13 protein-coding genes are annotated in these 13984 nt (G+C 52.6%); 9 read left to right on the top strand and 4 right to left on the bottom strand.

Annotated features, from left to right (window positions below):
- Positions 1–10: 10 nt before the first annotated feature.
- Entirely contained in the window at positions 11–1813 is a 1803-nt protein-coding gene (gene rmuC / locus HMPREF2952_RS00305) for a DNA recombination protein RmuC (RefSeq protein ID WP_049336918.1), read from the top strand.
- Between the two features lie 38 nt (positions 1814–1851).
- Positions 1852–2646: a glycosyltransferase family 8 protein gene (locus HMPREF2952_RS00300; RefSeq protein ID WP_049336917.1), complete on the top strand. Its 795-nt coding sequence runs from the start codon at positions 1852–1854 to the stop codon at positions 2644–2646.
- A gap of 182 nt (positions 2647–2828) precedes the next feature.
- Here the strand turns inward: HMPREF2952_RS00300 and dapD are convergent, their stop codons facing one another.
- From dapD to fur, 3 genes are all read right to left on the bottom strand, one after another.
- Positions 2829–3650 carry a 2,3,4,5-tetrahydropyridine-2,6-dicarboxylate N-succinyltransferase gene (gene dapD / locus HMPREF2952_RS00295; protein ID WP_003684212.1) on the bottom strand — a complete coding sequence of 274 codons (822 nt, stop codon included), beginning with the start codon at positions 3648–3650 and terminating at the stop codon, positions 2829–2831.
- A gap of 262 nt (positions 3651–3912) precedes the next feature.
- The gene (aat, locus tag HMPREF2952_RS00290; RefSeq protein WP_049336925.1) at positions 3913–4659 is read right to left on the bottom strand and encodes a leucyl/phenylalanyl-tRNA--protein transferase; all 747 of its coding nucleotides are present in this window, start codon (positions 4657–4659) and stop codon (positions 3913–3915) included.
- Between the two features lie 77 nt (positions 4660–4736).
- Entirely contained in the window at positions 4737–5234 is a 498-nt protein-coding gene (gene fur / locus HMPREF2952_RS00285; protein ID WP_003682812.1) for a ferric iron uptake transcriptional regulator, read from the bottom strand.
- Positions 5235–5385: 151 nt separating this feature from the next.
- Here fur and HMPREF2952_RS00280 point away from each other — a divergent pair, with 151 nt between their 5' ends.
- The 4 genes from HMPREF2952_RS00280 to gyrB all read left to right on the top strand — a co-directional run bounded on the left by HMPREF2952_RS00280 (position 5386) and on the right by gyrB (position 10162).
- Positions 5386–5781: an outer membrane protein assembly factor BamE gene (locus HMPREF2952_RS00280; RefSeq protein ID WP_049336924.1), complete on the top strand. Its 396-nt coding sequence runs from the start codon at positions 5386–5388 to the stop codon at positions 5779–5781.
- Positions 5782–5790: 9 nt separating this feature from the next.
- Positions 5791–6600, top strand: coding sequence for a 4-hydroxy-tetrahydrodipicolinate reductase (gene dapB, locus HMPREF2952_RS00275; protein ID WP_049336916.1), 810 nt, complete (start codon positions 5791–5793; stop codon positions 6598–6600).
- Positions 6601–6689: 89 nt separating this feature from the next.
- Positions 6690–7577 (top strand): 50S ribosomal protein L11 methyltransferase, encoded by an 888-nt coding sequence (gene prmA / locus HMPREF2952_RS00270; RefSeq protein ID WP_049336915.1) that lies wholly within the window; start codon positions 6690–6692, stop codon positions 7575–7577.
- A gap of 194 nt (positions 7578–7771) precedes the next feature.
- Complete coding sequence (gyrB, locus tag HMPREF2952_RS00265; RefSeq protein ID WP_049336914.1) at positions 7772–10162, top strand: DNA topoisomerase (ATP-hydrolyzing) subunit B; 2391 nt, start codon at positions 7772–7774, stop codon at positions 10160–10162.
- A 205-nt stretch (positions 10163–10367) separates the two neighbouring features.
- Here the strand turns inward: gyrB and queA are convergent, their stop codons facing one another.
- Complete coding sequence (gene queA, locus HMPREF2952_RS00260; RefSeq protein WP_004520993.1) at positions 10368–11396, bottom strand: tRNA preQ1(34) S-adenosylmethionine ribosyltransferase-isomerase QueA; 1029 nt, start codon at positions 11394–11396, stop codon at positions 10368–10370.
- Between the two features lie 357 nt (positions 11397–11753).
- Here queA and accB point away from each other — a divergent pair, with 357 nt between their 5' ends.
- The 3 genes from accB to accC all read left to right on the top strand — a co-directional run bounded on the left by accB (position 11754) and on the right by accC (position 13867).
- The gene (accB, locus tag HMPREF2952_RS00255; protein WP_070504010.1) at positions 11754–12212 is read left to right on the top strand and encodes an acetyl-CoA carboxylase biotin carboxyl carrier protein; all 459 of its coding nucleotides are present in this window, start codon (positions 11754–11756) and stop codon (positions 12210–12212) included.
- A gap of 70 nt (positions 12213–12282) precedes the next feature.
- Positions 12283–12477, top strand: coding sequence for a YqaE/Pmp3 family membrane protein (locus HMPREF2952_RS00250; RefSeq protein WP_039862547.1), 195 nt, complete (start codon positions 12283–12285; stop codon positions 12475–12477).
- 28 nt (positions 12478–12505) lie between these two features.
- Positions 12506–13867, top strand: coding sequence for an acetyl-CoA carboxylase biotin carboxylase subunit (gene accC / locus HMPREF2952_RS00245; protein WP_070625230.1), 1362 nt, complete (start codon positions 12506–12508; stop codon positions 13865–13867).
- Positions 13868–13984: the final 117 nt, after the last annotated feature.

Genomic DNA, 13984 nt, shown 5'->3' with positions numbered 1-13984 from the left:
TATTTCCAGCATGAACAACACCCTAATCCTGACCGGCGCGGCCGCATTTTTTATCGGCGCGCTGTTTGCTTGGCTGATAACACGCTACCAAGCCCAAAGCCGACACTTTATTGTTTTGCAAGAATTGGCCGAAAGCCGCCGCCTGCATGAGTTTGCCGAACAGGTGCAGGCTCAAACTGCGGCGGATTTGGCGCAAAGCCGCCATACCGTGCAGGAATTGCAAGACGAATTGCAGGAGACGGGCAACCGCTTTGCCGCGGCCGAAAAACAGATTGCCTATCTGCAAGATTGCGAGGCCGAAGCCGAAGCTTTAAAACACGAATGTGCAAAATGGCAGCAAAGCGCGCAAAACCTGCAAATCAACAATGAGCGATTAAACACGCAGCTGGTTCAAGAGCAGGCATTGAGTGCGGATAAAAATACGCTTTTACAACAGCAGGAAACGGAAAAAAGCCGTCTAAAACAAGACTACGATACGCTGTTAGAGCAAAACCATGCGCTGCAAGTCCAAAACGAACGCCTCTCCACACAACTGACGCAAGAAAAAGCCAATATCGACGATAAAAACAGCCTTTTACAGCAACAGGAAGCCGAACAAGGCCGTCTGAAACAAGAATACGCCGCTCTTTTGGAGCAAAATCACGCGCTTCAAGTCCAAAACGAGCGCCTCAACACCCAATCGGAAAAAGACCGTCAGGCTGCCGAAGAAAAACTGACCCTGCTGGCAGATGCGCGTAAAAACCTGAGCGACCAGTTCCAAAACCTCGCCAACACTATTTTGGAAGAGAAAAGCCGCCGCTTTACCGAACAAAACCACGACCATCTCCAACAACTGCTCAATCCGCTCAACGAACGCATCCACGGCTTCAGCGAGCTGGTTCAGCAGACTTATGAAAAAGAAGCCAAAGAACGCTTGACCATCGAAAACGAGCTCAAACGCCTGCAAACCCTCAACACCCAGCTCCACCACGATGCCAAAGCGCTGACCACCGCGCTGACCGGCACGCAAAACAAAACCCAAGGCAACTGGGGCGAGATGATTTTGGAAAGCGTATTGGAAAATTCCGGCCTACAGAAAGGCCGCGAATACATCGTTCAAGCCTCTAGCGTCCGCCACGAAGCAGATGGCACCCAACGCCGCCTCCAGCCCGACGTCCTCATCAATCTGCCCGACAACAAACAAATCGTCATCGACTCCAAAGTATCGCTGACCGCCTACGTCCGCTATACGCAAAGCACCGGCGCAGAAGCAGAGCGCGAGCTTGCCAACCACGTCGCCAGCATCCGCGCCCACATCAAAAGCTTGGCAGCAAAAGATTACACTGACCTTGAGGGCGTCAAAACGTTGGACTTCGTCTTTATGTTCGTCCCTGTCGAACCGGCCTATCTCCTCGCCCTGCAACATGATCCAAACCTCTTCCAAGAGTGTTTCGACAAACGCATCATGCTGACCGGCCCCAGCACCCTGCTCGCCACCCTGCGCACCGTTGCCAACATCTGGCGCAACGAGCAGCAAAACCAAAACGCACTGGCCATTGCCGAGGCAGGCAGCAAACTTTATGACAAATTTGTCGGCTTTGTCGAAAGCATGGACGGCATCAATAAAGCGCTCGGTCAGGCTCAATCCCAGTTTCAGACGGCCTATGGCCGCTTGGTTTCCGGCAGGGGCAATCTCATCAGCAGCACCGAAAAACTGCGCAAATTGGGCATCAAAGCCGGCAAACAGCTGCAACGCGATTTATTAGAAAAAGCCATGTCGGAAAACGAAGACCACGCCACCTTGCCGACCGCGCAAGACCAAGAAAATGACTGATAAAACTTAAGACATTGCAAATAAAGGGAATTTAACCAATGAGCAACATCACCATCGTCCTTGCCGCCGATACCGGCTATGCCGAGCAAGTTCATACCCTGATGAAATCCATCTGTACTCACAACACAAATGTCAATTTCTACCTCATGCACAATACCTTCAGGCGGGAATGGATCGACTATACCAACCAAAAGCTCGCAGCCAGCGGCAGCCGTCTGAATGATGTCAAAATCGAGATGGACTTCAGCCAATATCGCCGCCTACCCCATATTTCGGATGCCGCATTTTTCCGTCTGATGATGCAACATCTGCCTGTCGATCGCGCCCTGTATCTCGACAGCGATATGGTGGTTACCCAATCCCTGCATGATTTGTTCAACCTCGATATGCGCGGTTATCCCGTTGCAGCGGTACAAGACTCCTTTCTTGCCCGTACCGAATGGAATCACCCGACCGGCCTGCACACTACGCCCTATTTCAATTCCGGTATGTTGTTGGTCGACCTGGCGCAATGGCGGGAACACAATATCGCAGCGCAACTGCTGCAAACTGCTACCACCATTGACAAATCCGTTCCCTACGGCGACCAATGCTTTCTAAACACCGTATTTCAAAAAAACTGGCTGCAACTAGAAGAATCTTGGAACTTCCAAACCGGCGCAGTCGAATACTTCCAAAAACGAAACCTCGGAGAAGTATTCCCCAAACCCGACACTGTCCCGCCCGTTATCCACTACACCACACGCGCCAAACCTTGGTTGTGCGATTACGGCGAAATTCCTTTTATCGAAACCTATTGGCAATACTATTGCGCCGACTGGCCGAAAGCGTAATTTCAGGCAGGGAACCCCTCTCCTTCGATTACTCTTAAACAAAAATAAAAGGCCGTCTGAAATCGTTTCAGACGGCCTTTAAGCCATAAAAAAACAGGCAGAATATTCTGCCTGTTTTTGTTTAAACCCGACCGTAAAGCAGGCTTTGCTACCTACCCTCAGTCAGCGCAATCGTTATCCGATTAGATACCGCGCAACAATTCGTTCACGCTGGTTTTCGCACGGGTTTGTGCGTCCACGCGTTTAACGATAACCGCGCAGTAGAGGCTGTGGCTGCCGTCTTTGGAAGGCATGCTACCGGATACGACAACCGAACCAGCCGGTACGCGGCCTTGATAGATTTCGCCGGTAGTACGGTCAAAGATTTTGGTGGATTGACCGATGAACACGCCCATGGAAATCACGCTGCCTTCTTCGACAATCACGCCCTCAACGATTTCAGAACGCGCACCGATGAAGCAGTTGTCTTCAATAATGGTCGGGCTGGCTTGCAGAGGCTCGAGTACGCCGCCGATGCCGACGCCGCCGCTCAAGTGCACATTTTTACCGATTTGCGCGCAAGAGCCGACAGTCGCCCAAGTATCGACCATCGCACCTTCGTCAACGTATGCGCCGATATTGACATAAGAAGGCATCAATACGACATTTTTCGCCACAAAGCTGCCGCGGCGGGCAACCGCACCCGGAACTGCGCGGAAACCTGCGCTGCGGAATTCGTCTTCAGACCAATCGGCAAATTTAGTCGGCACTTTGTCGAAGTATTTGTTCACACCGTCGTTGAGGATTTCATTGTCCTGAATGCGGAAAGACAGCAATACGGCTTTTTTCGCCCATTCGTTGACTTTCCATTCGCCCACGCCCAAACGCTCAGCAACGCGCAGTTTGCCGGAGTCGAGTTGGCGGATGGTTTCCAAAACCGCTTCACGCACTTCGGGGGTAACGGTATTCGGATTGATTTCGGCACGGTTTTCAAAAGCCGTTTCAATGATGTTTTGCAAAGACATGTTGATTCCTTCAAGAGATCAGGGCCGTCTGAAACCTATTCAGGCCACCCTATTACAAATATTTAACTCGTTATTTTGCCATGTAAAAGCGATTTCGTCAGCTATTAACATGATTAGCGCCAAGCGTTACACGGCCGGATTTCGGTTAAGCCAAGATTTTCAGACGGCCTGTTCGAGTAAATGGAATGACATTTATTTTCTAACTAATTTTCCAGCTACGATATACAGACTATTGCTTCTGCCGACACGCCGTGCCGATAAATCAATCTTCGCCGCCAATCTTTTGCAGAAGATTTTCAGCCACCACGCCGCATTCGATATTCCGCTTTAACGGTTTCGCGTTCAAATCCTTCAAGGCCGTCTGAAAGGCGGCAAAATTCATCAGCTGCGAACCGAAACGGCGCATATGTTCGGTATCCTGCTGACAGTCTATCAGCGCAACGCCCAAATCCTCCAGAAACGGGACAGCGCAGGCAAACGCAATCTTTGACGCATCGGGACGCAAGGCAAACATCGACTCGCCATAAAACACGCAGCCGATTTGCACGCCGTAAAACCCGCCCGCCAACTGCATTTCGCCTTGTTCATCCGGCAGCCAACATTCAAACGAATGCGCATGCCCCTGATGGTGCAGCTTCAAATAGGCCGTCTGAAACGCAGGTTCTATCCACGTTCCGTCCTGTTCCGGACGCGGCACATTGGCGCAATGGGCAATCACTTTTTCAAAACAGCGGTTGACCGTTACCCGATACGGCTTGTGACGCAAAGTTTTGGCGAGCGAACGGCCTATATGCAGGCTTTCCGGCACAATCACAGCTCGCGGCGCAACCGCATACCAGAAAAACCAACCGTCGCGGCTAAACCACGGAAAAATCCCCTGCCCATACGCCGACAACAGCCGCCCCGTATCCAAATCGCCGCTGACGCCGACCAAGCCGTCGCATTCGGCCAAAGCGTAAGACGGGTCGGGGAAACGATAATCCCGTGGTGCAAGAAAAGGAATCTTCATCGCAAAGCCCATAAAGTTTCAGACGGCCTCAGGCTGAAAATGCCCAAGGCCGTCTGAAAAATCAACATACAAACTGCTTAACGTTTGGTTTTGGTTTGGCATTCGCCGCATACGCCGTACATATACAGCGCGTGATCGACGATGCGGTAGCCGTTTTCTTCGGCAATTTTGTCTTGCAGCGCTTCGATTTCCGGATTGTGGAATTCGGTTACTTCGCCGCATTTCACGCAAACGATGTGGTCGTGGTGATCGCCTTTGTCCAATTCGTAAACCGCTTTGCCGGTTTCAAAGTGGTGGCGTTGCAAAATGCCGGCCTGTTCAAACTGGGTCAACACACGGTAAATCGTAGCCACGCCGATTTCCACGCCCTCTTCCAACAGGATACGGTACACATCTTCCGCACTCAAATGCTCCTCGGCATGAGTCTCGAATAAGTCCAAAATTTTCAAACGTGGACCCGTAACTTTCAAACCGCTGTCTTTCAATTGCGCAATGTTGCTGAATTTTTCCATAATATTCAATATCCCTGTAAGGTAATAACCGTTATAATACGCACTTTCCGCCCGTTTGCCCACTATTGGGCCGTTAAAGGGCGGCAATCTGCCGCCGGTCTTGCAATTGAAAATCGGCGAAAAGAAAAATTAAGAAGATGATTATCGTTTGCTTTTTAAAAATATTCAAGCGATGATAAACATCTTTCCCGAAATGACACAGAAAGGTAAGCCCGTGAATAAAGCCTTATGCCTTGCCATCGCCGCTATTTTAGGTCTGGCCTCATGCAGTGCCGAGCGCGTATCCAACTTTCCATCCTACAAACTTAAAATCATTCAAGGTAACGAGCTCAATCCGCGCGCCGTGGTTTCCCTGCGCCAAGGTATGACCCGCGACCAAGTCCAACTGCTGCTCGGTACGCCACTCCTGCGCGACGCCTTCCATGCCGACCGCTGGGATTACACTTTCAACACCAGCCGCAACGGCATCATCAAAGAACAAAGCAACCTGACCCTGTACTTTGAAAACGATGTCCTCACACGCGCCGAAGGTGATGCCATTCAGAAATCCATCGAAGCGGTTCAAGCCGGACAAAACATCGTTCCGACCACCGAAACCAAGCCGCAATAAGGAAGCCCCATGAGCGCATTGAAAATCGCCATTGCCGGCGTCAACGGCCGCATGGGTCGCGTTTTGGTTGAAGCGGTCAACAACCATCCCGATGCCGTCCTTTCCGGCGCACTCGAGCATTCCGGTTCGGAAGTATTGGGTTTGGATGCAGGCTTCGCCTCCGGCCTCAAAACCGGCGTTACCATTTCAGACGACGCAGATGCCGTACTGGCTCAAAGCGATGTCCTCATCGACTTTACCCGTCCCGAGCCAACCCTGAAACACCTGCAAAAATGCGTGGAAAAAGGCGTCAACATCATCATCGGCACCACCGGCTTCGACGACGCAGGCAAAGCCGCCATCCAAGCCGCAGGCGAAAAAATAGGCGTTGTCTTCGCCGCCAACTTCAGCGTCGGCGTCAACCTGACCTTCCACATCCTCGACACCGTCGCCCGCGTGTTAAACGAAGGCTACGACATCGAAATCATCGAAGGCCACCACCGCCACAAAGTCGATGCCCCAAGCGGCACCGCGTTGCGCATGGGTGAAGTCATTGCCGACGCACTCGGCCGCAACCTCAAAGAATGCGCCGTTTACGGCCGCGAAGGCCACACCGGCCCGCGTGATCCGTCCACCATCGGTTTTGCCACCGTCCGCGCAGGCGATATTGTCGGCGACCACACCGCCCTCTTCGCCACCGACGGCGAGCGCGTGGAAATCACCCACAAGGCCAGCAGCCGCATGACCTTTGCCGCCGGTGCTGTACGCGCCGCAGTTTGGGCAAACGGCAAAAAAGGCCTGTACGATATGCAAGACGTACTGGGTTTGAAAAACCGATAAACCCGCATCATCAGGTTTCATACCTTACAAGGCCGTCTGAAAGCACAACGTCGATTTTCAGACGGCCTTATTAAAAAGAAAGCCCCACCATGTCCTATCAACAAATCACCATCAACGTCAACGATGCCGTCGCCGAACGCCTTGCCGACGCGTTGATGGAACACGGCGCATTGTCCGCCGCCATTGAAGATGCCTACGCCGGCACAGAAAACGAGCAGGCCATTTTCGGCGAGCCGGGCATGCCGACCGAGCAAATCTGGCAACAAAGCAAAGTCATCGCCCTTTTCGGCGAAAGCGACGACGCCGCTTCCATTATCGAATCCGCCGCGCAGGAATGCGGTTTGAACGATTTGAAATACACCGGCGAAATTCTTGAAGATCAAGACTGGGTACGCCTGACCCAAGCGCAATTCGACCCGATTCAAATTTCCGACCGCCTATGGATTACCCCGTCTTGGCACGAAGCGCCCGACGGCAACGCCGTCAACCTGCAACTTGACCCGGGTCTTGCCTTCGGCACAGGCAGCCATCCGACCACCCGCCTCTGCCTCAAATGGCTCGACACACAGCTCAAAGGCGGCGAAAGCGTATTGGACTACGGCTGCGGCTCAGGCATTTTGGCCATTGCCGCCCTCAAACTCGGCGCAGGCTCCGCCATCGGCGTAGATATTGACGAACAAGCCATCCGCGCCAGCAAAGACAATGCCGCGCAAAACAACGTTGACGCGCAGTTCTACCTGCCGGACGGCCTGCCGCAAGGCCAATTTGATGTCGTTGTCGCCAACATTCTGGCCAACCCGCTGCGTATGCTCGGCGAAATGCTTGCCGCGCGTACCAAACAAGGCGGCCGCATTGTCTTGTCCGGCCTTTTGGACGAACAAGTCGAAGAACTCAGCGGCATTTACAGCCAATGGTTTGACATTGAGCCTGCCGAAATCGAAGAAGGCTGGGCGCGATTGAGCGGCGTCAAACGCTAAACCTGTTTTCCGATACAAAGGCCGTCTGAAATTTAATCTTTCAGACGGCCTTTTTGTACTTAAAACGCTGAATATTCCAGCAAAATCAGGTATAATTGCCTATTATTTTGACCTTTCGGAACACATCCGCCGCGCCCGTTTGACATTTCATCGCGCGCACGGAAAAATTCCTTGAAATTCAGCAAGAAAAGACCATGACTGACCAAAAACACGAAGAATACGGCGCCGACAGCATACAAGTGCTGGAAGGCTTGGAAGCGGTACGCAAACGCCCCGGTATGTATATCGGCGACACGCAGGACGGCAGCGGCCTGCACCACATGGTGTTCGAGGTGCTCGACAACGCTATTGATGAAGCGCTCGCCGGACATTGCGACAAAATCACCGTAACCATCCATGCCGACAATTCCGTCAGCGTGGCCGACAACGGCCGCGGCATGCCGACCGGCATCCACCCGAAAGAAGGCCGCTCCGCCGCCGAAGTCATCATGACCGTCTTGCACGCAGGCGGCAAATTCGACAACAACAGCTACAAAATCTCCGGCGGTCTGCACGGCGTGGGCGTATCCGTCGTCAACGCGCTGTCCGACTGGGTAACGCTGACCATCTACCGTGACGGCAAAGAACACTTCGTCCGCTTCGTACGCGGCGAAACCGAAGAGCCGTTGAAGGTCGTCGGCGATTCCGACAAAAAAGGTACAACCGTACGCTTCCTCGCCAGCAGCGAAACCTTCGGCAATGTCGAATACAGCTTCGACACCCTTGCCAAACGTATCCGCGAACTTTCCTTCCTCAATAACGGCGTAGATATCGAGCTGATCGACGAACGCGACGGCAAACACGAAAGCTTCGCCCTCTCCGGCGGCGTGGCCGGCTTCGTACAATACATGAACCGCAAAAAAACACCGTTGCACGAAAAAATCTTCTACGCGTTCGGCGAAAAAGACGGCATGAGCGTCGAATGCGCGATGCAATGGAACGACAGCTACCAAGAAAGCGTGCAATGTTTTACCAACAACATTCCGCAACGCGACGGCGGCACCCACTTGACCGCATTGCGCCAAGTGATGACCCGCACCATCAACAACTATATCGAAGCCAACGAAGTCGCCAAAAAAGCCAAAGTGGAAACCGCCGGCGACGATATGCGCGAAGGCCTGACCTGCGTTTTGTCCGTCAAACTGCCCGACCCGAAATTCTCATCGCAAACCAAAGACAAACTGGTTTCCAGCGAAATCGGCCCCGTCGTTAACGAAGTCATCAACCAAGCCTTGACCGACTTCCTTGAAGAAAACCCGACCGAAGCCAAAATTATCACCAGCAAAATCGTCGATGCCGCGCGCGCGCGCGAAGCCGCCCGCAAAGCCCGCGAAATTACCCGCCGCAAAGGCGTGATGGACGGCTTGGGTCTGCCGGGCAAACTGGCCGACTGCCAAGAAAAAGACCCTGCCCTGTCCGAACTCTACCTCGTCGAGGGCGACTCCGCAGGCGGTTCCGCCATGCAGGGCCGCGACCGCAAATTCCAAGCAATTTTGCCGCTCAAAGGTAAGATTTTGAACGTCGAAAAAGCACGTTTTGAAAAAATGCTGGCCAGCCAAGAAGTCGCCACGCTGATTACCGCTTTGGGCGCAGGCATCGGCAAAGAAGAATTCAATGCCGAAAAACTGCGCTACCACCGCATCATCATCATGACCGATGCCGACGTGGACGGCGCGCACATCCGCACCCTGCTCCTGACCTTCTTCTACCGCCAAATGCCCGAGCTGGTCGAACGCGGCTACATCTACATTGCCCAGCCGCCTTTGTACAAAGCCAAATACGGCAAACAAGAGCGCTATCTCAAAGACGAATTGGAAAAAGACCAATGGCTGCTCGGCTTGGCCTTGGAAAAAGCCAAAATCGTTTCAGACGGCCGCACCATCGAAGGCGAAGAGCTTGCCAATACCGCCAAACAATTCCTGTTGGCAAAAACCGTCATCGAGCAAGAAAGCCGCATCATTGACGAACTCGTCCTGCATGCCATGCTGCACGCTTCGCCAGTCGATCTCAGCACCGCAGAAAGCGCAGACCGGGCCGTTGCCGAATTGAGCGGCCTCTTGGACGAAAAAGAAGTCGCGCTCGAACGTATCGAAGGCCACGAAGGACACCAGTTCATCAAAATCACACGCAAGTTGCACGGCAATGTGATGGTGAGCTACCTTGAGCCTAAGTTCCTCAACAGCAAAGCCTACCAAACCCTTACCCAAACCGCCGCCGCACTCAAAGGCATAGTCGGAAAAGAGGCGAAGCTCTACAAAGGCGACAACGAATACGATATCGACAGCTTTGAAGGCGCTTTGGACATCTTGATGAGCGTTGCTCAAAAAGGCATGTCCATCCAACGATACAAAGGCTTGGGCGAGATGAACCCGGAACAACTTTGGGAAACCACGATGGATCCTACCGTCCGCCGCCTCCTGAAAGTCCGCATCGAAGACGCCATCGCCGCCGACGAAGTGTTCGTTACCCTGATGGGCGACGAAGTTGAACCGCGCCGCGCCTTCATCGAAAACAACGCCCTGCTGGCGCAAAACATCGACGCCTAAGCATGGAAAGATAAAAGGCCGTCTGAAAAACGATTTTCAGACGGCCTTTTTGTTTTGTGCTTTATTTCTTACAACTCAAATTCCAATAACTTCGCGTGTTTACTTCAATAATTTATTTTAATTCGCGTATTTTAGAGCGTTCCAACTGATTCGGATTCGGGACAACCCAAATAACCAGTTTGAAATGCTCCAATCCGCTTCAAATTTATTCCGCTTTCCCCAAAATCATCGCATCGCCATAGCTGAAAAAGCGGTATTCCTGTTCCACCGCATGACGGTAAACGCTGCGGATATGCTCCATGCCCGAAAACGCGCTGACGAGCATCAGCAAGGTTGATTTGGGCAGGTGGAAGTTGGTAATCAATCGATCGGCAACATTGAAGCGGTAGCCCGGCGTAATGAAAATATCGGTATCGCCGCGACCGGCTTTCAGACGGCCTGTCTCGCGTGCGGCAGATTCCAAGGCGCGCATGGAGGTTGTGCCCACCGCCCACACTTTATTGCCGCGCGCTTTGGCGGCTTCAATGGCGGCAACAGTCTCGGCCGGTACGTCAAACCACTCGCTGTGCATTTTGTGTTCCTCAATTTTATCGACGCGCACGGGTTGGAATGTGCCGGCACCGACGTGCAGGGTTACTTCCGCGGTTTCTACACCTTTGGCTTTCAGACGGCCCAATAATTCATCGGTAAAGTGCAAGCCTGCCGTCGGTGCGGCCACTGCGCCTTGGTACTTGGCGTACACGGTCTGATAGCGGCTGTCGTCTTCATCATCGGCCACGCGTTCGATATAAGGTGGCAAGGGCAGATGGCCGTTTTGCTCTAAAAGTTCGTAAACGGTTTGCTCGCCTTCAAATTTCAGGCAAAACAATTCTTCCGCACGCTCCATCATGACGGCACGGATATCGCCTTCAAAAATCAATTCTGTACCCGGTTTCGGCGATTTGGACGAGCGGATATGCGCCAATGCGGTATGCGCGTCCAATACCCGTTCAATTAGGGCTTCGATTTTGCCGCCGCTGGCTTTTTGGCCGAACAGGCGTGCCTTCATCACTTTGGTATTGTTAAACACCAGCACATCGCCCGGTGCGACATAATCGGGTAAATCGCCGAAATGTTTGTCTTCAATCGGCAATGTAGGCAAGGCAACCAGAAGCCTGCTGCTGCCGCGTACTTCCGGCGGATGCTGGGCAATCAGTTTTTCGGGCAATTCAAAATCAAAATCGGAAATATCCATTGTCGTGCATAATTTAAAAAAACAGGCGCCATTATACGCGCAAAGTGGGTTTTCAGACGGCATGTTTTGTCGAAAAACCAATAAATTAGAATAAACGCTCTTGGGGAAATCACTTTTTAACGAAAATCAGCGTTCCTTTCTTTTTTCGCCGAAAAACGCCTTTTTTCTATCTTTTACTGGACATTTACCGACAAGTTCGGGAAAATAGCCGGATTCATTTTTCAGGCTCCGCCCTGTTCCGACATTATTTAAACGCCGGATGGCAAACCAGCCTTCCGACGTATCAGGAAATCATCTAAAACCACTGCGGCGCATACCTAATATGCACTTTATATGCCGCGCAAAAAAGGAAAAGCAATGGATTTGCGTAAATTAAAAAAACTGATTGATTTGGTCGAAGAATCAGGCATTGCAGAAATTGAAGTTACCGAAGGCGAAGAAAAAGTCCGCATTACGCGTACCACTGCCGCCGCAGCTCCTATTTATGCTGCTCCGGCACCTGCCGCAGCCGCTCCGGTTGCCGCCCCTGCAGCTGCTCCGGCTGCAGCCGCTCCGGCCGCCGCCCCTGCCGCTCGCGATTTGTCCAACGCGCAAAAATCGCCTATGGTCGGTACGTTCTACCGCGCCCCCGGCCCGAACGCCGCCGCTTTCGTCGAAGTCGGCCAACAAGTCAAAGCCGGCGATACTTTGTGCATCATCGAAGCCATGAAGCTGATGAACGAAATCGAAGCCGAGAAATCCGGTGTCGTTAAAGAAATTCTGGTTGAAAACGGTACTCCGGTCGAATACGGCGAGCCGCTCTTCATCATTGAATAATCCGCTTTTTCAGACGGCCTTTAGCTTTAAGGCCGTCTGAAATTCCTTTTCTGTTCATTAAGGACAAACCATGCGTCTGATTTTGGCTATTTTCTTGCCATGGCTTCAGTTTTTCACCATCGGCCGTCCGTTTGCAGGCATTATCTGTCTGATTCTGCAATGTACGCTGGTTGGCTGGATACCGGCAGCCATGTGGTCGGTTTATGCCTTGAGCCAATACAAAACCGACCAAAAAATCCGCAACGCATTAGGCGGCCGACAATAGGCCGTCTGAACCATCCGGAAAGATTATCATGCTGAAAAAAGTATTGATCGCCAACCGGGGCGAAATCGCCCTGCGCGTCCTGCGTGCCTGCCGTGAAATGGGCATCGCCACCGTCGCCGTCCATTCCGAAGCCGACAAAGACAGCCTGCACGTCAAACTTGCCGACGAATCCGTGTGCATCGGCCCTGCCGCATCCGCACAAAGCTACCTCAACATCCCGGCCATCATTGCTGCCGCCGAAGTAACCGAAGCCGACGGCATCCACCCCGGCTACGGCTTTCTCGCCGAAAACGCCAATTTTGCCGAACAAGTCGAACAATCTGGCTTTGTCTTCATCGGCCCTAAAGCCGACACCATCCGTCTGATGGGCGACAAAGTATCTGCCAAACACGCCATGATCGAAGCCGGCGTACCTTGCGTTCCCGGTTCTGATGGCGCATTGCCAGACGACGGCGAAGAAATCCTCAAAATCGCCGATAAAGTCGGTTATCCCGTCATTATTAAAGCCTCCGGCGGCGGCGGCGGCCGCGGTATGCGCGTCGTCGAGAAAAAAGAAGACCTCCTCCAGTCTGTCGAAATGACCAAAGCCGAAGCAGGCGCGGCATTCGGCAACCCGATGGTTTACATGGAACGCTATCTGCAACGTCCGCGCCACGTCGAAATCCAAGTGATTGCCGACGAACACGGCAACGCCATCTACCTCGCCGAGCGCGACTGCTCCATGCAGCGCCGCCACCAAAAAGTCATTGAGGAAGCACCGGCCCCGTTCATCACTGAAGAAGAACGCGCCAAAATCGGCAAAGCCTGTGCCGACGCTTGCAAACGCATCGGCTATCGCGGCGCAGGTACGTTTGAATTCCTGTACGAAGACGGCGAATTCTTCTTTATCGAGATGAACACACGCGTTCAGGTTGAGCATCCGGTTACCGAGCTCATCACCGGCGTAGACATCGTTCAAGAGCAATTACGCATCGCATCCGGCCTGCCTTTGCAATACAAACAGGAAGACATTCAAGTCGAAGGCCACGCGTTTGAGTGCCGTATCAACGCTGAAGACCCGTACAACTTCATTCCAAGCCCGGGCCTGATTGAAAGCTGCCACTTGCCCGGTGGCTTCGGCGTCCGCGTCGACAGCCATATTTACCAAGGCTACCGCATCCCTCCTTACTACGACAGCCTGATCGGCAAAGTCTGTGTCGTCGGTAAAGACCGCGACCAAGCCATGGCCAAAATGCGTGTTGCCCTCGATGAGCTGGCGATTACCGGCATCAAAACCAATACGCCGCTGCACCGCGACTTGTTCAGCGATCCGGGTTTCCAAAAAGGTGGTGTCAGCATCCACTACTTGGAACATTGGTTGGAAGAACGCAAAGCCAAACTGGATAAATAATCCCTTGTTTTGACTAAAAATCAGGCCGTCTGAAACGTAAAATAAAGTTTTAGACGGCTTTTTTTTGATGATGAAGTTTATTTGATTGCTTCAGATTCAATGGAACTGGCTGCCCTT

This window comes from Neisseria sp. HMSC068C12 (assembly GCF_001814095.1).
GTDB classification, from domain to species: Bacteria; Pseudomonadota; Gammaproteobacteria; order Burkholderiales; family Neisseriaceae; genus Neisseria; species Neisseria perflava.
The sequence above is the reverse complement of the archived record's forward strand: the minus strand, read 5'-3'. Positions and strand labels throughout refer to the sequence as shown.

Coding starts and splice junctions, on each gene's coding strand:
- rmuC (WP_049336918.1), top strand. CDS start 11: ATGAACAACACCCTAATCCTGACCGGCGCGGCCGCATTTTTTATCGGC.
- HMPREF2952_RS00300 (WP_049336917.1), top strand. CDS start 1,852: ATGAGCAACATCACCATCGTCCTTGCCGCCGATACCGGCTATGCCGAG.
- dapD (WP_003684212.1), bottom strand. CDS start 3,650: ATGTCTTTGCAAAACATCATTGAAACGGCTTTTGAAAACCGTGCCGAA.
- aat (WP_049336925.1), bottom strand. CDS start 4,659: ATGAAGATTCCTTTTCTTGCACCACGGGATTATCGTTTCCCCGACCCG.
- dapB (WP_049336916.1), top strand. CDS start 5,791: ATGAGCGCATTGAAAATCGCCATTGCCGGCGTCAACGGCCGCATGGGT.
- prmA (WP_049336915.1), top strand. CDS start 6,690: ATGTCCTATCAACAAATCACCATCAACGTCAACGATGCCGTCGCCGAA.
- gyrB (WP_049336914.1), top strand. CDS start 7,772: ATGACTGACCAAAAACACGAAGAATACGGCGCCGACAGCATACAAGTG.
- queA (WP_004520993.1), bottom strand. CDS start 11,396: ATGGATATTTCCGATTTTGATTTTGAATTGCCCGAAAAACTGATTGCC.
- accB (WP_070504010.1), top strand. CDS start 11,754: ATGGATTTGCGTAAATTAAAAAAACTGATTGATTTGGTCGAAGAATCA.
- HMPREF2952_RS00250 (WP_039862547.1), top strand. CDS start 12,283: ATGCGTCTGATTTTGGCTATTTTCTTGCCATGGCTTCAGTTTTTCACC.
- accC (WP_070625230.1), top strand. CDS start 12,506: ATGCTGAAAAAAGTATTGATCGCCAACCGGGGCGAAATCGCCCTGCGC.